Source organism: Ancrocorticia populi (assembly GCF_003123745.1).
GTDB classification, from domain to species: Bacteria; Actinomycetota; Actinomycetes; order Actinomycetales; family Actinomycetaceae; genus Ancrocorticia; species Ancrocorticia populi.
Map to the genome: position 1 here is coordinate 115,215 of NZ_QETB01000006.1, position 22,211 is coordinate 137,425.

Sequence of the window (22,211 nt, forward strand, 5' to 3'; positions counted from 1 at the left end):
ATTTGCGTGAGAATACTCGCTTCCATCCAGAATCCGGCGGACGTTAAGAAGTTAACGCAGCCCGAACTTGACGATTTGGCGGCCGAGATTCGGCAGTTCTTGGTGGAGAACGTTTCGCGCACCGGCGGGCACTTGGGCCCGAACCTCGGCGTTGTCGAGCTGACTATCGCGCTACATCGAATCTTCGATTCGCCGGCGGACTCCCTCGTGTTCGATACCGGGCACCAGTCTTATGTCCATAAACTGCTGACCGGGCGGCACGACTTTTCGCACCTGCGCCAGAGCGAGGGGCTTTCTGGCTATCCCAACCGTGCAGAATCCAAGCATGACATCGTGGAGAATTCCCACGCCTCAACCGCACTATCTTGGGCGGATGGTATTGCCCGCGCCAAGCAGCTCCGCCGGGATCCCCACTGTGTGGTGGCCGTTATCGGAGACGGTGCGATGACAGGTGGGATGGTATGGGAAGCACTCAACAACATCTCCGAGGATCCCGAGCGTCCAATTGTCATAGTGCTCAACGATAATGGGCGCTCCTATGCCCCCACAGTGGGCGGAATGGTCCGGCGTTTCGAGGGGGCGCGCAAGCTTGATGCCGTGCGTGTGAACCGCAGCTACGAGATGTTCATGGAGTGGACGAAGAGGACCCTTCAGGACGCCGGCGCACCGGGCAAGATGGCCTACGGGGCTCTTCACTCCATCAAGCGCGGTGTCAAGGATATCTTCGTTGATGCCGGTATATTCGATTCTCTGGGGATCAAGTATGTGGGACCGGTAGACGGCCACGATGTCGAAGAACTAGAACAGGCATTTACTCTGGCTAAAGAATACGGGGGTCCGGTGGTTGTTCATGCAATCACGGAGAAAGGCCGCGGGTATAAGCCAGCCGAAGACGATGTGGCTGACCGCTTCCACGCGATCGGTAAGATTCACCCAGAGACCGGGCTGCCGGTTGCACCCGCTCGGTTCGGGTGGACATCAATCTTTGCCGAACAGATCCTCAAGCTTGCCTATGAGAATCCGCGAATTATAGGCGTGACTGCCGCGATGCTGCGGCCCGTGGGGCTGGGGCCCCTCGCTAACGAATTCCCTGATCGGGTGATCGATGTGGGAATTGCTGAGCAACACGCTATTACCATGGCGGCCGGCCTGGGCTATCAGGGAATGCACCCTGTGGTGGCCCTCTATGCCACGTTCCTCAACCGGGGCTTCGACCAAATGCTCATGGACGTGGCGCTTCACCGGGCGCCCGTCACCTTTGTGCTGGACCGGGCGGGAATCACCGGTGATGACGGTCCCTCGCACAACGGGATGTGGGACCTATCTTTAGCGGCGATGGTTCCGGGCCTCGCCACTGCCTGCCCGCGCGATGGCGAGCGGCTGCGCGAGCTACTGGCGGAGGCCTGCTCTATTGAGGCTCCAACGCTGGTGCGCTATCCAAAAGGGGAGGTCCCGCCGGATATGGACGCAATTCGCAGAACTCCCGCTGGGGATGTCCTCTGGGAAAGTGCGGTACAGCAGGCCCCCAGCGTTGCGGTGGTTGCTGTGGGTGCAATGGCGGCCGATTGCCTTGAAGCGTGCCGCGACGTCCAAGGTGTCAATGTGACCGTCATTGATCCACGCTGGGTGCTACCCATCTCAGATGAGCTAGTGGATCTGCTGACCTCGTTTGATCGCGTTGTGTGCGTGGAAGATGGTCTGATGGACGGGGGAGTAGGCAGCGAGATCGAGCTAGCGCTGGAGCACATAGGTTCTGAGGTTCCCGTGTGTAGGATCGGCATCCACCGCGAGTTTATCCAGCATGGAAACCGGGCCTCAATCGAGGCTGATGAAGGCATGCGGCCCGCAGATATAGCCGCCGCGATTACTTCGTAGCCCGGCGCGCGCCATTCACAATGGCCGGAGCCACGTTCTCTACCTGCCATGGCCGTGCCCCGAGGGCTGCCAACAAGACGGGGATTTCCTCTGGATTATCCCAACCATCCCACGCCAGATACTTCTGAAGCAAAGGTTTGAGGAGTAACTCTTGGCGGATTCCTAAATCGTCGGCACGGGTGAGAACAGCGCCGCGGACGATATTCCATCGCTCCGCCACATCCTCGCCATGCCTTTGCCATTGCTTGACGGGAGGAAACGGTGACGGGTCCGATTTGAACTGGCGGCTCGGTAGCTCTTCAGCTTCGAGGCGCCACACCGGCTCCACGGCCTGCCAGTAGGCCAAAGCATCCCGGCGCCCAGAACGGGAGCGAAGCAGTGGTGAATTCTCAACGTCCTGACGAGAGCGTGGTTTACGCAGAGCGAGCTGGCCCATCACCTTAGAGGGAAGGACTTTCTCGGGAGAGAGATCACGCTGGCGGGCAAGCTCATCCCTCTTGACCCAGAGGGCCTCGAGCATGCCGAGCGAACGTTGATCCTTGACGCCCGCCTGACGAGCAGCCTTGCGCCACGGCTGAACCTTGGGTGGCCGTGGGCCGCGCAGCCGGATCTCTTCACATTCCTCGCGAAGCCATTCGAGGCGCCCAGCGCGCTCCAACATGGCGGTGAGTTCGTCGCGCAGTTCTAACAGCAGCTCAACATCTAGGGCGGCATAGGCCAGAAGTGCGGGGGCGAGTGGACGCTCGGACCAATCGGAGTTGGAGTGTTCCTTGGCAAGCCCAAATCCCAGAACCTCAGCAACCTCAGACTGAAGGGAGATTCGCGGGAAGCCAAGCAGTAGGCCAGCTACCTCTGTATCGAAGATCTCCGGCGGGTACAGTCCGAGTTCGTGTAGACAGGGAAGATCTTGATCGGCCGCATGGAGGATCCACTGATCGGTTGACATGACCTCGGCAAGCGGACCGAGCCGATGCTCGATACCTACTGGATCAATAAGAAATGTGCCAGCGCCCTCACGCCGCACCTGGACAAGGTAGGCGCGGTCGGAATAGCGAATCCCCATGGCACGCTCGGTATCCACGGAAAACGGCCCGTGGCCGGCCGCGAGGGCAGCGGTCACCTCATCGATTTCTTCGTGGGTCACACCGGGGATACCGTCGCGTGGCTCATCAAGTGCGATAAGGTCAACGCTTTCGTTCATTCCATCTCCTCAAGCCTGAGAGGGAGCGCAGAAACTCCTGCGGGGCCAAGCCCACAGGCCTCCGCGGCAAATGCTGCCCATGCCTGGAGATGGGCTGAAACATCTGGATCCTCAGGGCTCCACGAGGCACGAAGTTCTACCTCGGTTCGAGAAGACAACAGGGATTCCCCTCCAAAGGTCTCATTATAGAGGCGAGTGACCGTGCCAGTCAGATTATGATATTCCGCCTCGTGCCCATGAAGAGCATCAGTCAGCCATGCCCACGCCACCTCAGAAAGCATGGGATCATCGCCGATCTCCCTGTCAACGGGTGCACTGGCGTAACACACGATGCGGAACGTTCCGTCCCAGGCCGGTTGGCCTTCTGGATCGTGCAGTAGAACGAAGCGAGCATTTCCGCGGTAGGCGTCAGGGTCTAGGACGGTCGAATCGTTGACCTCCGCCTGAAGCGCTACAGCCCAGGGAGCAATTCGCTTGGGTGGGGGAATCTGGACGATGTGGATCTCAGGACGAAACGAATGGCCTCGAAGGGAATCCAACGCCGCCACGAACGCGGATGGGGCATTTATCTCAGGCACACGTTTACCTTAGCGGGCGTGATAGCGCCATCTGGGGCGGCGCGCCGGGTAGTGTGGAGCCATGACCACTTCCAGATTCGTGAAAATGGACGACGAAGCCTTCGTGGCCGCCGCGGCCGATGCCTCGATTGACCTGCCGTTGGAGCAAACGCCTGATTGGGACTCTTTCGACGTTGCCGCCGATGGCCGCACCCCGTGGGCGAAGCTCGTGTGGCTGGTAGACGAGCAGCCTCGGGCATTCCTCGCTCTCACGAAGATGAAGGGACGGGGTTTTTCTTACCTCTGGGGTAAGCACGGCCCGGTGTGGACGCAGCCCGAACCCACTTACACCGAAGAGCGTGCGATGCGTGCTGAACTCCGCACGTTTATCCGCAAAGCCGATCGAACGATAGCCTTTGTGCGCCTTCACAGCGTGCACCGCTCCGATGATTTGAGTGAACTCCTTCAGTCCGTCACCTATGACCGCACGATCGTCCTAGATTTGACTAAGGACGAGGACCAGCTCCTCGCGGAAATGAAGAAGCGCGGGCGTAGGGACGTGCGCAAGGCGCTGCGTGATGAATCCATGGTTGCCGCTGATGAGACCGGCCGGGCGCTCGAGGTGTTTCCGGAGCTCTACCAGCTACTCATTGAGACGGGCGAGCGCGATTCCTTCGGTATTTCCCCACGCGCAACGTATGAGAAGATGCTGAGCGCACTTGGTCCAGAGCACTGCAGGCTCTACACGGTGCGACGGGATGGCCGCCCGCTGTGTTGGGGCATCGTGACCACCACGGCCACGCAGGCAACCTACTACTACGCCGCCTCCAGCGCCGAAGGCCGCAAGGCCCTTGCACCGGATCTGCTGGTGTGGTCCATGACATGCATGTTGCGCGAGCGTGGAGTCAAGAGCTTCGACATGATGGGAATTGACTCAGAGCGAGCACCACAGCTATCCGGAGTGCGCGGCTTCAAGACGAAGTTCACCGAGGAGATCAAGGATGTTCCGGGCGCCTGGGATTACCCGATCTATAAGACCTTCTATCGCGGCCTCCATGTGGCACTAGCCGCTAAGCGCGCCGCCGTGGCTAAGGTAAAAGGAACGCGACACCCGGCTGAGTAAACGTGACCGCACTACCCGTCCCGCAAGCAGTAACTTCAGGGCCGCCCCACGATAGTGCGGCGTCAAGCCCTGAGGCAGGGAGCGCCACACACGCGTCTGGCTCAAACGAATAGGCCACAAAAGCGTCCGCTCGGCGCAAATATCCTGAGCGTCCCAGCCGGACAATCTCGGTGGTGGCCAGATCACCGCTAGCGAACTGGGGCGTTGCACGGCGCAGGGCGATCGCCTCGCGCACAAATGCGAGAAAGTCGCGGTGTTCGGGCTCGTCTACTTCGTGCCAGTCCAGCGTTGAGTCCTTGAAGGTGCTCTCGTGTTGCGGGTTAGGAACGCGGATTTCGTCGTCGCCATAAATAGACAACCAATTCCAATCCTTAAACTCGTTAATCCGGCCCTCCTCAACGGCCTTCCCTAAATCCCCGCTGTGATCTGTAAAAAACTGGAACGGGGTGCGAGTGGCCCACTCTTGCCCCATGAACAGCATGGGGGAGAAGGGGGAGGCGAGCAACAGGCCCATCTGGGCGGCAAGTTGACCGGGCGAGAGCTTCGCGGATGGTCGGTCACCGATGGCGCGATTACCCACCTGATCGTGGTCCTCGGTGCATGCGACAAAGCGGTGCCCGCTCGTTCCGGGTGCCAGGGGAGCACCCCAGTTCGCGCCCCTAAAGGTGGAGTAGTTTCCGTTGTGTGCGAAGGCCTGAGAGAAAACCTTCTCTAGGGCGCCGGGTTCACGGAAATCGGCGTAGTAGGCAAACGACTCTTCAGTGGCATAAGCGTGTAGGGCATGATGAATATCGTCATCCCACTGGCCCGTCATGCCGCGGCCACCCTCGGAAGTAGGGGTCACCATAATCGGATCGTTGAGGTCCGATTCGGCGATCAGAGAGATCTTGCGGCCCGTTGCCGCCGCGAACGCGGAAACCTCATCGGACAATTCCGCCAAGAAGTGGCGCTGCGAAGTATCAATAAGGAAGGCCACGGCGTCCAGCCGCAGCGCATCCACATGGTAATCGCGGATCCACTGCATCGCGTTTTCGATCAGGTAGCGGCGAACGGGAGCATTGTTTTCTCCGTCAAGGTTTACCGCCCAGCCCCACGGTGTTTCGTGCTTATCGGTGAAGTAAGGACCAAACTGGGAAAGGTAATTTCCATCCGGACCAAGGTGGTTGTACACGACGTCAAGACACACCCCGATACCGTGGGCATGGGCCGCGTCAACGAAGGCTGCAAATGCGGCTGGGCCACCGAAGTTTTCCGTGACCGCATAAAGCGAAACGCCGTCATACCCCCAATTGCGGGTGCCGGGCACCGGGACGATGGGCATCACCTCAACGATGTCCACGCCAAGTTCCGCCAGATGAGGGAGCTTGGCCGCCGCGGCCTCAAACGTGCCGTGGGGCGTGAACGCGCCGATATGGAGCTCGTAGGTGACGGCCCCGCGCGCATCCACCCCTAACCACTGCGAATCAGACCACAAAAAGTTCGCAAGATCCACAACCTCGGACGGGCCGTGAATTCCCTCGGGCTGGCGGCGCGAACGCGGATCAGGCAGGGGATCGGCACCGTCAATTCGCAGGCCGTAGCGCGTTCCGGAGGCGAGAGGCTGCGGACTAATCCACCAGCCCGCGTCCTCCGGGGCGGGCCCTGCGGGCATCATTGGGATGTCCTCACCTGAGCCGGTGATGTGCACGGTCAGTTCGTGCGCTTTTGGGGCCCATACGCGAAGGTTCTCGGCCATGCTGTTACTCCTCTGGTCTGCTAAACCGCTACTTAAGCTCGCTGCAGCGTGCCAACACTGCCACCGGCAGGGTGTCGAGCACTTGCGCCAGGCCAACCGCACCCTCGCCAAACTCGTTCCCCGAAAGGACATCGCGCCACTGCCCGGAAGGAAGCACCACGGTGTGATCCGCAAAGCCCCCATTATCCGCAAGCTGGTGCGGCAATCTCTGCACGATCACCGCAACATCCGGGACGCCATCGAGCGTCCGGGAGAAGGCATACGCGTGTCCCGTGGTAACCGGCAGGGGAGTGAAGCCCGAATGGCCCGAAGCGAACGTTTGGGGCCGCTCGCGGCGCAAGCGCAGGATTCGCGATGTGATCCAAAGCTTCTTCTGGTCTAAGGTCGCGTTCCCGGGCAGCGTATCGCGTTCGTCTAGGTCGGCGAGCATCTGGCCGATAGCCTCGTAATCCACCGGGCGCCGGTTATCCGGGTCCACGAGAGAATTCTGTGTGATTTCCTCGCCCTGATAGTTATCGGCCACGCCCAGAATCGTCAGAGCGATCGTCTTTTGGGTCAGCGTTGTGACATCACGTGAGATCTGTGTGCGGGCATAGGCATCGGTCAGATCCCTGAGAGTGTCCTCATTCGAAAGGATTGCCCGTGCGTAAGAGTAGAGAGCCTCCTCCTGTTCGGTGGATGGATCCGTCCACGTAGTCCATGACTTTTGCTCGCGGGCGGCTTTCTCTAGATAGGCCACAAGGCGATCAATTTCGATGGGGCCATCCGGGCGCCACGTCCCGGCGATTGTTTGCCACAGGAGATTTTCGATCTGGCCGTCGATGTCTCGCGGACGGTCCGGAGCGTGGCGTGCGCGGAGATTAGTGACGAGGCTGCGCCAAAGGCTTGGCCACTCAGAAAGTATCGAGATTGCCGCACGGGTGTCCTCCCCGCGCTTTGTGTCGTGGGTTGTCAAAGTAGTCATTGTGACCGGCCAGTGTGCCGTCGTGTTGGCGACCCAAGAGGAAAGATCGTCCGTGGAAATCGCGGCGCGGGAGGGATCGCCGCCCACCTCATTGGCGCTAGTAAGGGGAGTGTAGCGGTAAAAGGCCGTATCCTCGACGCCCTTGGCCATAACGGCCCCACACGCCTGCTGGAAGCGAATGATCGCTTCTGCCCGGGCATCCTCGAAGGTCCTGCCCGCGGAGCCAACCTCTTGACCCGTGAGCAGATCCACCACTACATCAAGCGAGGTAGCTGCGTCCTCGTCTAGCTCAGGGCGGGCACGGGCGGCGGCATCGCATACTGCCTGCTCGGACACCGGGGGTGCCGGTTCGGTCGGCACAATGTAGGCGCGGTAGCGGTCCATGGCGACGATCAGCGCTGATAGTGCGCTGAAGAGCGAACCCCGCGTGTGGTCGCGCAGACGGATATCGGCGTGACAGACCTTGACCAACAGATCCGTCAGCCGGACAATCTCAGCCTTGAGAGAGGTATCGAGAATCTGGCGCTTAGCCTTGGCTTCGATAGATTCGAAGCTTTCGGTCACGTTGGACAGCTCCACGTATTGGGCCAAGAGGAGGCCCACCCCGGCCGGATCCGTAAGGGCGGCGCCGATGCGCCACGATGCGTCGTATCCTGTGGTGCCTGAACACCGCCAATCAGGAGGAAGCTCTTCGTCCCCTTCAATAATCTTCTCGGCCACGATCCATGCGCCGCCCGTGGCCTTGTGCAGACGCGCCATGTATTGGCGAGGATCCGCTAAACCGTCCGGATGATCGATTCTAAAGGCGTCAATATACCCGGTGTCGTGAAGTTCGAGGAGCAGGGCGTGAGAACCGGCGAATACTTCACGATCTTCGACTCGAATGGCGGCGAGCGTATCAACGTCAAAGAAGCGCCGATAGTTCAACTCCTCTTCCGCTACTCGCCAGTAAGCCAACCTGTAGAACTGGCTATCAAGCATGTCAGCCAGCGGAAGCGCCTCGGTTTGGGCACGGACTGGAAAGACGTGTTCGTAGTAGCGCACTACGTATTGTTCTCCCACGTCCTCGAATCCCGGCACCACCATCTTTTCGAGTGAGATTTCGCCATTGGCCAGTACGGTCCCGATGCGGTTGCCAAGCACCGGCATGAGTAGGCCATCTTGGGCCTCGCTCAGTTCGATATCGAACCAATTGGCATACGGGGATTCGGCGCCTTCGCGAAGAACGGACCACAGGGCCCGGTTCAAATAGAGCGGCGTGGGTACGGCCATGTGATTGGGGACAACATCCACCACCACGCCCATGCCCGCCGCGTGGGCGGCATCCGCGAGGCGTTGGAAGCCAATTCGCCCTCCCATGGGCTCCGAGATCTTCGTGTGATCCACAACGTCATACCCGTGAGTGGAACCTGGAGCGGCCTGAAGAATCGGAGAACAGTAGACGTCCGTGATCCCGAGGGTCTTAAGGTATGGGATGATCTGTGTGGCATCATCGAAGGTGAACTGGGGGCCGAGCTGAAGCCGGTATGTTGATACGGGCTGGCGTTTATCCGGCGCCGGCGCATGAGTCAACTGAACAGGAATCTTCCGTGTATCTGTAACCTCGGTCATATCCCGACCTTACTTCACCGTGGCGGATTCCTCATCTTCTGCCGAGACTTCGTCCCATGAACGTGCCTCGGGCCGTGGATCGGCGAAGTTAGAAACGGATTCGATATTGGAGTCCTCTTCCTCGTTTGCCTTGGTAGGCTCCGAAGAGGTGTCGCGGATCAACACGCGCATGGCGCGCCCATCTACACGGAACGACTCTCCGGCAGCGTATAGCCTCTCATTGTCAAGATTCGTGCCGGTATCCAGCACGTCTCTCCAAGACTTGCCGTACGTTTCGTCAGGTAGCGAGAAGGTCTGCTCATTAGCATCGGCATTGATTGCCATGATGATGTCATCATCAACGATCTCATTACCGCGGTGATCAGGCTCCCGGATAGCCTTGCCGTTCAAGTACACCATAAGGGAACGAGCGAACCCTGCTTGCCAATCCGCATCCTCCATCCAGGAGGCGTCGGGTCGGAACCACTCGATTTCACCCACATCCGAACTGCCACCACGTTGGGATGAGCCAGCGAAGAAGCGCCGCCTCTGGAGTACGGGGTGATCACGCCGGAAGTGGATGAGTCGGGAAGTGAAATCGAGCAGTGCGCGCTGAGGGGCACTGAGATCCCAATCGATCCACGTGATCTCATTGTCTTGGCAATAAGTGTTGTTGTTGCCTCCCTGAGTACGGCCCATCTCATCGCCATGGCATATCATCGGAACTCCCTGTGACAACATGAGTGTGGTCAAGAAGTTGCGCACTTGCCTGGCGCGGAGGTTGAGAACTTCGGGATCGTCCGTAGGACCCTCGGCGCCGCAGTTCCAAGATCTGTTGTTGGATTCGCCGTCGTTCCCGCCCTCTAAATTGGCTTCGTTGTGCTTATCGTTATACGCAACAAGGTCGCGCAGGGTAAAACCATCGTGGGCGGTCACGAAGTTGATGGAGGCGAATGGGCGGCGCCCAGAGCTCTCGTATAGATCTGAAGAACCTGTCAGGCGGGAGGCTAGCTCAGAGAGCATGGCGGGCTCGCCACGCCAGAAATCACGTACCGTATCTCTGTACTGCCCATTCCACTCTGTCCACAGGGGAGGGAAGCCACCCACGTTGTAGCCGCCTTCCCCAATGTCCCACGGCTCGGCAATCAGCTTAACCTGAGAGATAAGCGGATCCTGATGAATGATGTCAAAGAAGGAAGAAAGCTTATCCACTGCGTGGAGTTCACGTGCCAGCGTGGAGGCCAGATCGAACCGAAACCCGTCCACGTGCATATCTGTGATCCAATAGCGCAGGGAATCCATGATGAGCTGGAGCGATGAGGGCGAGCGCATATTGAGAGAGTTTCCGGTACCAGTGGTATCGAAGTAGTGTTCCTCATCGTCCTCAACCAAGCGGTAATACGAAGGATTGTCGATACCCTTGAAAGAGAGCGTGGGCCCCATATGGTTTCCCTCGGCGGTGTGGTTATACACCACATCCATGATCACTTCAATGCCAGCCTCATGGAACGTTTTCACCATGGACTTGAACTCGTGGACCTGACCATAGGAGCTACTTGAAGCCGAGTATGCGTTGTGAGGCGCGAAGAACCCGATTGTGTTGTACCCCCAGTAGTTGGAGAGCCCCTTGTCCTGCAAAGACGTGTCATTGACGAACTGGTGACACGGCATGAGCTCGATAGCCGTAATACCCAGATCCTCCAGATGATCGAGGATGGGTGGGCAGCAGAGCCCCATATAGGTTCCACGCAGGTCCTCGGGCACATCTGGGTGGAGCATCGTCATGCCGCGCACATGGGCCTCGTAAATGATGGTCTCGTTGTATTCATGGCCGGGTGGCCGGTCATGGCCCCAATCAAAGTACGGGTTGATCACTACGGACGTCATCGTGTGCCCGAGTGAATCTAGCTCCTTACGCTTTGAGGGATCGTTGAAATCGTAAGAGAAGAGAGCCTGATCATTGGTGATCTCTCCATCGATGGCCTTCGCATACGGATCGAGAAGTAACTTGGATGGATCGCAACGCAGACCCTGCGCAGGTTCGTAGGGCCCGTAAACGCGGTATCCGTAGCGCTGTCCCGGTGCTATTCCGGGTAGGTAGCAGTGCCACACAGAGGAATCGACCTCGGTGAGTTGAATGGTCTCTTCCTCGTGGTCTTCGGTGAGAAGCACCAACTCCACACTATCTGCGATTGAGGAGTAGATAGCGAAGTTTGTGCCACTGCCATCGAAGGTGGCCCCAAGAGGATAAGGATGTCCTGGCCAAATTTGCATGAAATAAGCATCCCACGTCTGGCCGTTGTTCGCGATATATATGGTGTGAGGTCTGCGAATTACGCCCTAAGCGACTGCCATTAAGCACATTAGCCCCATAAGACTAATTGTTTCTAATTAGCCTACATAAGCTAATTGAACCTAATTGCGGTATGGTTGATGCATGTTTGTTGTCACTATGGATCAGAAGGATTCGCGCCACGATACGGACCGAGTCCCGGATCTCCTGACTCGGCTGGATTCCCTCGAGACTGTGGGAGGCTTCGCGCGAACAGTTGGGGATGAGGTGCAAGGCGCGCTCGCGAACGCGGGCCAAGTAGTTCGCGCTGTCCGTATTGGCTTGTGGTCCGGGCGCTGGCACATTGGCATCGGCTGTGGGAGGGCGGAATCCACAGATGTTTTTGCCGACGACGACGCCATGCGCTCAGCCCGCAGTCCCGCATTCATCAGGGCACGCGAGGCGGTGGAGGCTTCCAAGAAGTACACCGTATCCGTTGCCGTTGTGGGGGCGGATGCCGAGCTTGCGGGCGATGCTCAAGCGGTTCTCCAACTGATTGGCGTCATTATCGATTCTCGGACTGATGCACAGCGCGAAGTTGTGGAACTGGCAGGCGAGGGTCTCAGCGGCCAGAAGATCGCCAAACAACTGGGGATCAGTGAGGCGTCAGTTTCTCGACGGCGCAGCCTTTCGAGGATCTCGGAGGAAGAGGCGGGCTGGCCCGCGGTGCGGCGGCTACTGACGGAATTGGACGCTGTTAAAGGAGGTGCGTCATGACCGTGGTAATCCTGCTCAGTGCGCTTGTAGCCTCGGCACTGCTTGGGTGGCTAGCCGTGGAACTTGTGTTTCGGCTGGCGCATGTTCGCGAGTCTGCCGGCGGGCCGCCACGGCGTGGTGGGTACGAGGCCACGATGCTGCCCGAACCGGGGCCAGTTGAAGTGCTGCGGGGTGGTATGTGGATCGGTGTGTTGGAGAGGATCGCTATCACGGGTGCGATCTTGGCGGGCGCATCGGGTTTGATCGCCGCCGTTGTGGCTATTAAGGGACTGGGGCGGTGGTCAGAGCTTCAAGCAAATCCCGCGCTCAACGAGCGTTTCATCATAGGCACGCTGGCTTCCTACCTAATGGCGGGCGTATGCGGCTTCGTTGGCGTGTGGGCCATGGGCCTGGTCTAGCCGATCACCACACACGCTAGTGTGATGCGCCCACTGGTTCTGTTCCACCACCTGCTATTGGGGTCAATCGTGCTCATGGAAGTCTCCTCGGGGATCAATGCCTAGGCGATAGTGTAGGTCAAAGCACCCAGAGGCTGGGGAATGCGAAGAGGGCCCGCAATGCGGGCCCTCTTGCTTCGAAAATGTCTCGACCATTTTCGTGGGCCATACTGGGATCGAACCAGTGACCTCTTCCGTGTGAAGGAAGCGCGCTACCGCTGCGCTAATGGCCCAGTGCAAACACCGAGGAAAACCTCAACGCGTGCCCAATGAGAATAGCCCGCAGATGCGTCAAAGCGCAAAGCGGTGGCACGTGGCGTGCACCTCACCGGCTCAGTTGGACAGGGGGGAGGGAGGTTGCATATAGTTATGGAGCGCCGCCGGTGAGGCAACAAACTGGCAGCGTAACGCCATGCGGATGTGGCTCAGTTGGTAGAGCATCACCTTGCCAAGGTGAGGGTCGCGGGTTCGAGTCCCGTCATCCGCTCGGAGGAACGGCAGTCTAACTGTCAATCCCGCACGGTGGGTTGGCCGAGAGGCGAGGCAACGGCCTGCAAAGCCGTGTACACGGGTTCGAATCCCGTACCCACCTCGCATGGGCGATTAGCGCAGCGGTAGCGCGCTTCCCTGACACGGAAGAGGTCACTGGTTCGATCCCAGTATCGCCCACTAGAACCCCGGTTTAACCGGGGTTTTATGCTTCTTATGAGGCAACTGCGGATGTGGCTCAGTTGGTAGAGCATCACCTTGCCAAGGTGAGGGTCGCGGGTTCGAGTCCCGTCATCCGCTCCATCTTTCCTCCACGGGCATTAGGCCCGTCTGCTCATCAGTAGAAGGAGTTTTGTCCTTGAATACGAACGTTGCCTCGTATATTACGAGGCTGACGCATTATTCAAGGGCGAGACGGTCAGGCCTATATCGCTGGTAAGAGGTGCGGCCATGGTTTCGATTACTCTCGCGCGTATTTCCTAGCAAAGTTTCTCAGGAGCGAATGCGAGGGAGCCACGTCTACGCCCTGCAGTACGGCCAGAGTTTGGGCGGCCTCTCCGCTGGGATAGTAGCCGTGGCCGTCATAAGCCATCACGCGCTGGGCCAAGGCATTTTGATCCAGCTCCGGGTGGAACTGAGTCGCATACATGTTCTTCCCAACCTTGAACATCTGTACGGGGCAGGGGCCGGAGGTCGCCAGTAACGTTGCTGTTTCTGGAAAATCGCGAATCGCCTCGGTATGGCCCACGTAAGCGTGGAAAGTGTCTGGTAAATCCTGCGCCACCGGATCGGCGCGGCCGGCATCGGTCAGTGAAATCGCGGGCGCGGATACGGTCTCACCGAACTTTGTATCCACCGTTCCGCCCTGATGGAGGCCGAGGGTTGCAACCCCGTAACATGCGCCAAAGAAGGGAAAGTCCCGCGGCACCAACGAGTCGAGCAACCCAGCCATTTCGCGTTCCACTCGGTGTTGGAGTGCGGACTTTTCTTCGGAAGGCATGGAGGCGTTGAACGGGCTACCGCCCACGAGGATCCCGGAAATCGCATCCAGATCAAGTTCGGGCAGCGGATGCAGATCCACCCGAACGTGCCGAAGTTGATCCTGAATAAGCCCACAGTGCTTCAGGAACGAAAGGTACTCCGCCCGCGCCAGTTGTGGCTCGGGACGCGAAGAGATGAGGACGAATGGCTTCACCCTCGCATTATAAATGGTGGGGTGGGTGGATGGGGGATGAGGAATCGTCGTCGGTATAAAAAGCCGAGTAGGATATACCCGGTACGTGCCCTCGTATGTGCGTACAAGACCTAGATAAAGGAGACCACGTGAACCTCATTATGGACGGGATGTCCACCCCGATCAATGAGCAGACCACCGGCATCGAGTTTTACCAGAAGCAGCGTGAGATCGTGGCGTTGCGCGTGAATGGGGAGCTCAAGGATCTGGATACGGATCTGGCAGCGTTGCCGGAGGGCACGCAGGTTGAGGGCGTGAACATCTCCTCGGACGATGGCCTGAACATTCTGCGGCACTCAGCCACTCACGTGCTGGCCCAGGCGGTTCAGGACACTTTCCCGGATGTGAACCTAGGGATTGGCCCGTTCATTACGGACGGCTTCTACTACGATTTCGGCAATATCGATGCCGTGACCCCAGAACTCCTTAAGGACCTCCAGAAGAAGATGCAGCGCATCGTCAAGGAAGGACAGACCTTCCGCCGCCGTGTGGTGAGCGAGGAAGAGGCACGTGTTGAGTTAGCGGATCAGCCCTACAAGCTGGAGCTGGTGACCACCAAGGGCTCGGACGCCGATGGCGCCTCTGTTGAGGTTGGCCACGGCGAACTGACTATCTATGACAACGTCCGCCGGAACGGCGATGTGGCGTGGAAGGATCTGTGCCGAGGCCCGCACCTGCCCACAACTAAGCTGATAGGCAATGGTTTCGCGCTGACGAAGTCCTCGGCCGCCTACTGGAAGGGCGATCAAAACAATGACGGCCTCCAGCGCATTTATGGCACGGCGTGGCCCACGAAGGACGCGCTAGTGGCCTACCAGGAGCGAATCAAGGAGGCAGAGCGTCGCGACCACCGCAAACTGGGGGCGGAGTTGGACCTGTTCTCCTTCCCTGAGGAGGTAGGCCCGGGCCTCGCGCTGTTCCATCCCAAGGGCGGGATGCTGCGCCACAACGTCGAAGAGTTCATTATCAATGAGCACATGAAACGCGGCTTCGAGATCGTTTACACCCCTGAGATTACCAAGGGTGGGCTCTTCCACACCTCCGGGCACCTCCCGCACTACGCGGACACGATGTTTCCGCCGCTTGTTGCGGACGAGGAGCGCGATGCCGAGGGTAACGTCACCAAGGCCGGGCAGGATTACTACCTCAAGGCCATGAACTGTCCGATGCAGAACCTCATTTACCGCTCGCGCGGGCGCTCCTACCGCGATCTGCCGCTCAAGCTGTTCGAGATGGGCCATGATTACCGTTACGAGAAGTCCGGGGTGGTTGCCGGGCTGACCCGTATGCGCGGATTCACTCAGGATGATTCGCACATCTACTGCACACCCGATCAGGCACCGCAGGTGATCAAGGAGCTGCTGGGCTTCTTCGATGATGTGCTCTCCGCCTTCGGGCTTTCTGACTTCTACCTTGAGCTGTCCACTCGCGATACCGAGAAGAATCAGGATAAGTTCATCGGCTCGGAAGAGGATTGGGCTGAAGCAACGCGCGTGCTTCAGGAAGTGTGCGAATCCACCGGGTTGGACCTAGTGGCGGACCCGGGCGGGGCCGCCTTCTACGGACCTAAGGTGTCCGTCCAGGCAAAGGACGCTCTGGGCCGTACTTGGCAGATGTCCACCGTCCAGTATGACTTCAACCAGCCCGAGCGCTTCGGGCTGGAGTACACGGCGCCGGACGGCTCGCGCCAGCGGCCCGTCATGATCCATTCGGCAAAACTGGGTTCGGTGGAGCGCTTCATCGGGGTTCTCACCGAGCATTACGCTGGGGCTTTCCCGGCGTGGCTGGCCCCAGTGCAGGCGCGCCTCATTCCTGTGGCCGAAGCGTTCGACGATTACGTGGACAACGTTGCTTCGAAGCTCCGGGCGCACGGAATTCGTGTGGAGGTTGATCACTCGGACGATCGGTTCGGTAAGAAGATCCGCAACGCCTCCAAGGAGAAGATCCCCTTCACGCTGATCGCCGGTGGCGAGGACGTTGAATCCGGAGCCGTCTCCTTCCGTTACCGCGACGGACATCAGGAGAATGGGATCGCCGTGGATCAGGCTGTCGAGCACATTCTGGACGTCGTGGCGCGGCGGGTTAACGATGTTGAGGGAGAGCGTTTGGTATGAAGCTGGACAGTGCCGAGAGCCACCCGGGAGACCCGGACGGATTTCAACGGCTGTGGACCCCGCACCGCGCCGCCTATGTGAGTGGGCATGAGAAGCCCACTAACGAGGATTCTTCCAAGTGTCCGTTTTGTAAGGCTCCCGATGGAAACGACGACGACGGATTGATCATCGCCCGCGGGCGCACATGTTTCGCTTTGCTGAATCTGTACCCGTACAACTCGGGGCACGTCTTGGTATGCACCTATCGGCACGTCTCCCTCTACCCGGACCTTACCGACGAGGAGCGTACGGAGATGGGTGAGATGACGGCACGTGCCATGAAGGTTCTGGACGCTGCCATGCATCCACAGGGCTTTAATTTGGGCATGAATCAGGGAGCAGTTGCCGGGGCCGGGATCGCCGCTCACATCCACCAGCACATAGTGCCGCGATGGGGTGGCGATGCCAACTTCTTCCCAATCATCGCCCAGGTGAAGGCCGTTCCGGCCATTTTGGGGGAGACGCGCGATCAGCTTGCCTCCATGTGGGAAGAGCTATACGGCTAAAAGGTAGCCAGTGCCGCCCCGAGTGGGGCAATGTTTGCTTCGGAGGGGACCAGACGTATACGTTCGGCTAAGCCCATCTGAGAGAGAAACCGCGATTGGTTTGCCTGCCGCTCTAGTTCGGAGCGTAGGGCGTCAAGGAGCGGACCTCCTACCTCTGTGACTCCTCCGGCGATCAGGACTTCGGCAACGTCGAGGGTGAGAACTAGCAAGGTCACAGCGTGAGCAACTGCCCCGATCCACGTGGATAGGGCGGTTTGGGCGGCAGGATCGCCATTCTGAGCTGCGGCCAGCAGGTGGGTGGCGGGGTGCTTGCCGCCCTGGGGCCACAGGCGCGAAAGCGCTTGGCCGGAAGCGTACAGCTCAAGGCAGCCGCGTTGTCCGCAAGGACACTCGGGCCCGCTCGGAATGTAGGGGATATGCCCGATTTCTCCAGCGCTACCTAGAAGACCGGTGCGGGGGCGGCCATCAAGTATGAGACCGGCCGCCAGTCCGGTGCCCAGTGAAATCAGTGCTACATCGTTGCTAGAGCCAAGGTAGTGTGCGGCACCAATGGTTGCGGCGGTTACGTCATTGGAGAGCCGGGTGGGTATGCCTGTTGCTTCAGTGATGGCTCGGGCCAATGGGACGTCGCCCGAATCGAGGCCCACATTCACGCCGTGAGAGACCGTTCCTCGGTCCGTATCTACGATCCCGGGAATGCCAATACCGATGGCCTCAATGGTGTGCCCTGCTAGCTCCGGGGCCGCGGCAAGCTCGATTACGAGCCCGCTTACGGTTGCCGTGAGGCCGGCTAAACCATCCGTATTGGTGTAGCTGTGAGCCTGAGCCAACGGGCCATCGCCCCCGTAGGCCACCGCGAGCGCCTTCGTGCCGCCGATGTCTATGCCAATTCGGACGTTCATCCCTTCACCGCCCCTGACACTAGCCCGGAGGTCATCTTGTTCTGTACGAACAAGAAGAAAATCACTACTGGGATGGCGATGATCGTGGAGGCCGCCATCACCTGAGCCCAGTCCAAGCCGCGGTTTGCCGAGGCGTTGAGGAACTCACGTAGCCATAGGGGAAGGGTATGCGCGGGGCCCGCAGGCAGTGCCACGAGTGCCACGGTGAATTCGTTCCATGCCTGTAGGAAGGCGTAAACGCCCGACGCCACAAGGCCCGGCGCCAGCAAGGGGAAAGTGATCCTGAGGAACGCTTGGGTGCGCGAGAGGCCATCCACCATAGCTGCCTCCTCAAGCTCAAGGGGAACTCCGGCCACAAATCCCCGCAGCATCCAAATGGTAAATGGAATGATGGCTGCCGAATAGAGCACGGTGACGCCCAGAACGGAATTTAATCCGAGGGCGGGAACGCTTTCTCCCAGCGTGGAGAGCATCTTGTACTGGGCAATGAACAGACCTTCCGCGGGCAGCATCTGGATGATGAGGATGGCCAAAATGAAGGACTTCCTGCCGCGGAACCGGAATCGGCTCACCGCCAAGGCTGCAAGGAATGCGAAGATCAGAACGATGGCCACCGTGAGCAGGGTGATCATGAGGCTCATCTTGAGGGCCGGTAGGAACCCTGGATCAGTGATGGCGCGCTTGAAGTTGACGAGCGTGGTGTTTGTAGGAAGGAACGAGGGGGGAACCTGACGAAGCCGCGCGTTCGGGGTGAGCGCGGAGAGGATCATCCAGTAGACGGGGAAGGCCCATCCCAGTGCAACTACGATGCCCAAAAGATCGAAGGCAATCTTGCCTGGGCGGATACGGCGTCGGGTGGTGCGCAGTGGAGTGACGGTCACTGTTCGTCCTCCTTCAAGAGTGAGCGGACATAGGGCCAGCTGATGATGATTGTCAGAGTTAGAACAAAGAGCGAGACTGCAGAGGCTCCTGCGAAGTCATGGCTTCCCATGCCGAGCTCATAAATGAAGTTGCCGAGTAAGTTGGTTTCGGAGACGGGCGCCCCGGCATCTTGGAGTAGGCGGATCTGCGCGAACACTCGCAAGTCCCATATGAGCTGGAGCAGAAGCACGATTGACAAGACGGGCCGAACCATAGGCATAAGGATGTAGCGGAGTTGTTGGGTGCGTGATGCGCCGTCGATTTCCGCCGCCTCGATAACGTCAGTGGAGATCTGGGTGAGGCCAGCAAACAGTGACAGGGCAACAAAGGGAACTGACATCCATATGATGATGAGGCTGGCCACGATGAAGAAGGTCATCGGGTGCGAGAGCCATGCGAACCTTTCGAAGCTAGATAGGCCAAGGGAGGTCAGGAGCCAGTTCACAACGCCCGTTCGGTAGTCAAACAGCCAGCGGAACACGGTCACGGCCGCAACCATGGGCATTGCCCACGCCAATAGAAGTGCAATCTGAATGACGATGCGGATGCCCCCATGAACGGCCCGCATGAGCAGGGCAATCATCAGGCCAATGAATACCGTGATAAACGCGTTGAAGAAGCAGAAAAGGAGTGAACGGACAACCACGGACCACAAGCGATCATCGGTAAAGATCCGAATGTAGTTGTCCAGTCCGGCAAATGTTGGGGGAGCGCCGAACTGCTGCTCCAGCCCAAAATGCTGGAACGAGGTGATGATCTGCCACAGAACTGGGTAACCCAGCCCGGCAACGAGGATCACGAGGGAACCGGCAAGCAGAAGGCTTGCGGCCCGGTTAGTTTTCTTGCGGCGTTTGGTGTGTGCCATGGCGAGTCCGATTCGATGGTGGGGCGGCCGAGCCGCCCCACCATGTGATGAGATTAGTTTCCGTTGAGCATAGGTGTGAGCTTGGCGTCGTACTCCGTTGCCAGAGCCTCGACGTCTCCACCGTCAGCAATCTTCTGGAAGAGCTCCTCGTAAACAAACGCTCCCTCAATGGCGGCCCAGCCCGGTGCGGCGGGCGTTAGCTTTGATGCTTCGGCAGTCTCGATCATGGTGGTGGCGAATTTATCGTCTCCAAGGGAATCGACGTACTCAGAATTGGCTGGCCCCAGCCCATTCTCACCGAGCATCGTCTGGTATTCCTCGGAGAAGATGATCTTTAGCAGATTCTCAGCCAGCTCGGGATTCTGGGACTTCGCCGAAATTGCGATATTGGAGCCTCCCGCGAACACGGGGGCAACGCCACCGTCTACTCCGGGCAGAGCGAAGATATCGTACTTGGATTCGTCGGCCATGCCGTCACGAACTTCTTCGCCATCCTCGTTTGTAGTGAGATCACCAATGGACCAGCGGGCCCAACCTGGAGCCATCATGGAGGTGGCTTCAGGAGCAGCCCCATCAGTGCCGTCATTGACGAAATCCCAGTAGGCAACGTCGCGTTCTGTTGTGGGCAGCTTCGATGAGCTTGTCACGAGCTCCTGCCACATTTCCAAGCCCTCGATGGTCTTGGGATCGGACAGTGTAGACGTCCACTCCGTGCCGTCCACCGTGGCTAGCTCGCCATCGTTCGCAAATACCCATGAGATTCCGTTACGCCAATCTTGGCCACCCATCGCGAATCCCGACTGATCATCGGTAGTGAGCTCCTTGGCGGCATCCGTGAATTCCGCGAGAGTTGTGGGGACGTCAACCCCAGCTTCGTCCCAAATATCGGCACGGTAAAACACATAGCGTGAACCGAAATAGTAGGGCAGCGCGTATTGCGTTCCGTCAACAGTTCCCACATCCACGAAGGACTGGAGGAGGTTGTCTCCACCCAGTTCCTCGTAGATCGGGCTGAGATCACGGAATGCGCCAACGGTGGTGAAGGTGGGAGCCTGAGTATTTCCGATCTCCACAACGTCAGGCGTGTTCTTTTCATCGGGCAGAGCTGTTGTTAGCTTGGTGACTAGATCGCCCCACGCCTGCTCCTCGATAGTGAGGGTTGCCCCTTCGTTTTGCTCCTCGAACGTCTTGACCAGATAATCGCGGAGTTCGTCGGGGGTGTCGCTACCGGCCAGCCAGAGCGTGATGTTGGCGCCGTCCTGATTTGTGGCGCCGCCGGAATCGTCCGATGTTGTTGAATCGTCCGAGCTACAGGCGGATAGCCCGAGCATTGATGTCGCGGCAATCATTGCCGCGATCTTCTTGTGTTTCATGGTTTTCCTTTCAAGGATGCGCTGCTTTGCGCCGTGGTGGATGGAGGAATCGATGGGAAAAGAGTGAGGGAGTTTATGCGATACCAAGCCTCCCCGATAGAACTAGGACGGCGGCGCCCCGAAGGCCGCTATCGTGACCGAGTGTCGATAATCGGACACGGAGCTTCCGATGAGATCTGGGGAGGGTGCGTTCGCGAATTTGATGCTCGCAGGATTCAAGAAGTGGGCCGCGGAGCAAATCCTCCGGGCCCGAAGCCACAATGTCCGAAACGTTCAGCATGGCAACGATAGGAGCAAGAATTGTGCCCAGCCGTGCCCCGATGGCACCCAGAAGGGCTTCACTGCCTTCGGTCCTCGCATCGCCTGCGGCGGCGTGAAGCGCGGCCTCGCTCATGATGGTCTCGAGGCAGCCGGTTCGTCCACATGCGCATAGCCGTGGGGTGCCTAGAGGTGAATCGCCAAGATCCCGGCTGTCCATCGCCGTAACGTGCCCGATCTCCCCAGCAGCGTCCCCTGCACCGAGGAGGAGCGTTCCGCCAGAGACAATCCCGGCTCCCATTCCTTGCCCCACCACGATACTTAGGAGTTCGTCGCCTTCAACGCCGCCGAAGGAGTATTCGGCTAAGGCTATGCAATTAGCGTCATTAGCTATGTGTACTGCTACACCGAGCTGATCGGAAAGAACTTCGGCTAAGGCCACGTCGTACCAGCCGAGATTGGGTGCTTGTTCGATCACTCCATCCTCACTAATGATTCCGGGGGAGGAAATCCCGAGGCCAAGGATTTGCGAATCCGCCTGAGAAATGAGGCGGCGGCAGAAGGAGAGGAGCGCATCGACGCCCTCGGCGCCCTTGGGGAGGGGATGTTGCTCATCGATATGCTGCCTGATGGTGCCAGAAAGAGTAAGAATGGCACCAGAGATTGATCCGTCGTTCGTGAGATTGACTGCCGGGATACACCAGCGATCATCTGACAGGCCCACGAGAGTGCCGCGTTTGCCCACCTTTCCAGTGCGTTCCTCGCTCCCTAACTCCTGAACAAGCCCTTCGGTCAGGAGCCCGTCCACCAGAGCCGACACTGTGACGCGGGTGAGGCCGGTAGACCGGGCTAGATCGGCCCGGGATTCCGGCCCCACCTGAAACAGGTGCTGCAACACGAGTGACCGGTTGTGCGCACGTGCTTGTGTGGGCCGCGCCGTTTCGGTCCGGCGAAGATTCTGTGTCCCCATGTATGTTAG

17 protein-coding genes and 5 tRNA genes are annotated in these 22,211 nt (G+C 59.0%); 10 read left to right on the top strand and 12 right to left on the bottom strand.

Going from position 1 to position 22,211, the window contains the following annotated elements; translation table 11 throughout:
* Positions 1-6 precede the first annotated feature (6 nt).
* Positions 7-1,875: a 1-deoxy-D-xylulose-5-phosphate synthase gene (gene dxs / locus DD236_RS11065; RefSeq protein ID WP_109094460.1), complete on the top strand. Its 1,869-nt coding sequence runs from the start codon at positions 7-9 to the stop codon at positions 1,873-1,875.
* Here the strand turns inward: dxs and DD236_RS11070 are convergent.
* The gene (locus tag DD236_RS11070; protein WP_109094461.1) at positions 1,865-3,076 is read right to left on the bottom strand and encodes an HRDC domain-containing protein; all 1,212 of its coding nucleotides are present in this window, start codon (positions 3,074-3,076) and stop codon (positions 1,865-1,867) included. The genes dxs and DD236_RS11070 overlap by 11 nt on opposite strands.
* Positions 3,073-3,654, bottom strand: a complete 582-nt coding sequence (locus DD236_RS11075; protein WP_109094462.1) for a DUF3000 domain-containing protein — start codon at positions 3,652-3,654, stop codon at positions 3,073-3,075. The genes DD236_RS11070 and DD236_RS11075 overlap by 4 nt, the downstream gene beginning before the upstream one ends.
* Positions 3,655-3,715: 61 nt before the next feature.
* On the opposite strand from DD236_RS11075, the gene DD236_RS11080 reads away from it, so the two are divergent.
* Complete coding sequence (locus DD236_RS11080) at positions 3,716-4,756, top strand: lipid II:glycine glycyltransferase FemX (RefSeq protein WP_109094463.1); 1,041 nt, start codon at positions 3,716-3,718, stop codon at positions 4,754-4,756.
* Here the strand turns inward: DD236_RS11080 and treZ are convergent.
* From treZ to glgX, 3 genes are read right to left on the bottom strand one after another with little or no spacing between them, the layout of a single operon-like run.
* Entirely contained in the window at positions 4,722-6,491 is a 1,770-nt protein-coding gene (gene treZ / locus DD236_RS11085; RefSeq protein ID WP_165819908.1) for a malto-oligosyltrehalose trehalohydrolase, read from the bottom strand. The genes DD236_RS11080 and treZ overlap by 35 nt on opposite strands.
* A 28-nt stretch (positions 6,492-6,519) precedes the next feature.
* Positions 6,520-9,066 carry a malto-oligosyltrehalose synthase gene (gene treY, locus DD236_RS11090; RefSeq protein WP_109094465.1) on the bottom strand — a complete coding sequence of 849 codons (2,547 nt, stop codon included), beginning with the start codon at positions 9,064-9,066 and terminating at the stop codon, positions 6,520-6,522.
* 9 nt (positions 9,067-9,075) lie between these two features.
* A complete protein-coding gene (gene glgX, locus DD236_RS11095) occupies positions 9,076-11,319 on the bottom strand; it encodes a glycogen debranching protein GlgX (protein WP_109094466.1) in 2,244 nt (747 codons plus the stop codon).
* A 163-nt stretch (positions 11,320-11,482) separates the two neighbouring features.
* Here glgX and DD236_RS11100 point away from each other — a divergent pair, with 163 nt between their 5' ends.
* Complete coding sequence (locus DD236_RS11100) at positions 11,483-12,094, top strand: sigma factor-like helix-turn-helix DNA-binding protein (RefSeq protein ID WP_109094467.1); 612 nt, start codon at positions 11,483-11,485, stop codon at positions 12,092-12,094.
* The gene (locus DD236_RS11105; RefSeq protein ID WP_109094468.1) at positions 12,091-12,492 is read left to right on the top strand and encodes a hypothetical protein; all 402 of its coding nucleotides are present in this window, start codon (positions 12,091-12,093) and stop codon (positions 12,490-12,492) included. Before DD236_RS11100 ends, DD236_RS11105 begins: the two co-directional genes overlap by 4 nt.
* A 200-nt stretch (positions 12,493-12,692) precedes the next feature.
* Here DD236_RS11105 and DD236_RS11110 read toward each other — a convergent pair.
* Positions 12,693-12,764, bottom strand: a tRNA-Val gene (locus tag DD236_RS11110).
* Positions 12,765-12,945: 181 nt separating this feature from the next.
* Here DD236_RS11110 and DD236_RS11115 point away from each other — a divergent pair.
* The 4 genes from DD236_RS11115 (at position 12,946) to DD236_RS11130 (ending at position 13,323) form a co-directional block, all read left to right on the top strand.
* Positions 12,946-13,018: transfer RNA gene (locus DD236_RS11115), tRNA-Gly, on the top strand.
* A 34-nt stretch (positions 13,019-13,052) separates the two neighbouring features.
* A tRNA-Cys gene (locus DD236_RS11120) sits at positions 13,053-13,123 on the top strand.
* A 5-nt stretch (positions 13,124-13,128) separates the two neighbouring features.
* A tRNA-Val gene (locus DD236_RS11125) sits at positions 13,129-13,200 on the top strand.
* Between the two features lie 47 nt (positions 13,201-13,247).
* Positions 13,248-13,323 (top strand) — tRNA-Gly (locus DD236_RS11130).
* A gap of 157 nt (positions 13,324-13,480) precedes the next feature.
* Here DD236_RS11130 and DD236_RS11135 read toward each other — a convergent pair.
* Positions 13,481-14,215: a glutamine amidotransferase gene (locus tag DD236_RS11135; protein ID WP_109094469.1), complete on the bottom strand. Its 735-nt coding sequence runs from the start codon at positions 14,213-14,215 to the stop codon at positions 13,481-13,483.
* A 149-nt stretch (positions 14,216-14,364) separates the two neighbouring features.
* Here DD236_RS11135 and thrS point away from each other — a divergent pair, with 149 nt between their 5' ends.
* Together thrS and DD236_RS11145 are read left to right on the top strand one after the other, a co-directional pair.
* A complete protein-coding gene (thrS, locus tag DD236_RS11140) occupies positions 14,365-16,368 on the top strand; it encodes a threonine--tRNA ligase (RefSeq protein ID WP_273488747.1) in 2,004 nt (667 codons plus the stop codon).
* A complete protein-coding gene (locus tag DD236_RS11145; RefSeq protein WP_109094471.1) occupies positions 16,365-16,913 on the top strand; it encodes an HIT family protein in 549 nt (182 codons plus the stop codon). The genes thrS and DD236_RS11145 overlap by 4 nt, the downstream gene beginning before the upstream one ends.
* Here the strand turns inward: DD236_RS11145 and DD236_RS11150 are convergent.
* From DD236_RS11150 to DD236_RS11170, 5 genes are all read right to left on the bottom strand, one after another.
* Positions 16,910-17,815: an ROK family protein gene (locus DD236_RS11150; RefSeq protein WP_109094472.1), complete on the bottom strand. Its 906-nt coding sequence runs from the start codon at positions 17,813-17,815 to the stop codon at positions 16,910-16,912. The two genes, DD236_RS11145 and DD236_RS11150, sit on opposite strands and share 4 nt — an antisense overlap.
* Complete coding sequence (locus DD236_RS11155) at positions 17,812-18,696, bottom strand: carbohydrate ABC transporter permease (RefSeq protein ID WP_243410300.1); 885 nt, start codon at positions 18,694-18,696, stop codon at positions 17,812-17,814. Before DD236_RS11155 ends, DD236_RS11150 begins: the two co-directional genes overlap by 4 nt.
* Complete coding sequence (locus DD236_RS11160) at positions 18,693-19,601, bottom strand: carbohydrate ABC transporter permease (RefSeq protein WP_109094473.1); 909 nt, start codon at positions 19,599-19,601, stop codon at positions 18,693-18,695. The genes DD236_RS11155 and DD236_RS11160 overlap by 4 nt, the downstream gene beginning before the upstream one ends.
* 53 nt (positions 19,602-19,654) lie before the next feature.
* On the bottom strand, positions 19,655-20,974 hold the full coding sequence (locus DD236_RS11165; RefSeq protein WP_109094474.1) for an extracellular solute-binding protein: 1,320 nt from the start codon (positions 20,972-20,974) through the stop codon (positions 19,655-19,657).
* A gap of 73 nt (positions 20,975-21,047) precedes the next feature.
* A complete protein-coding gene (locus DD236_RS11170) occupies positions 21,048-22,202 on the bottom strand; it encodes an ROK family transcriptional regulator (RefSeq protein ID WP_109094475.1) in 1,155 nt (384 codons plus the stop codon).
* Positions 22,203-22,211: the final 9 nt, after the last annotated feature.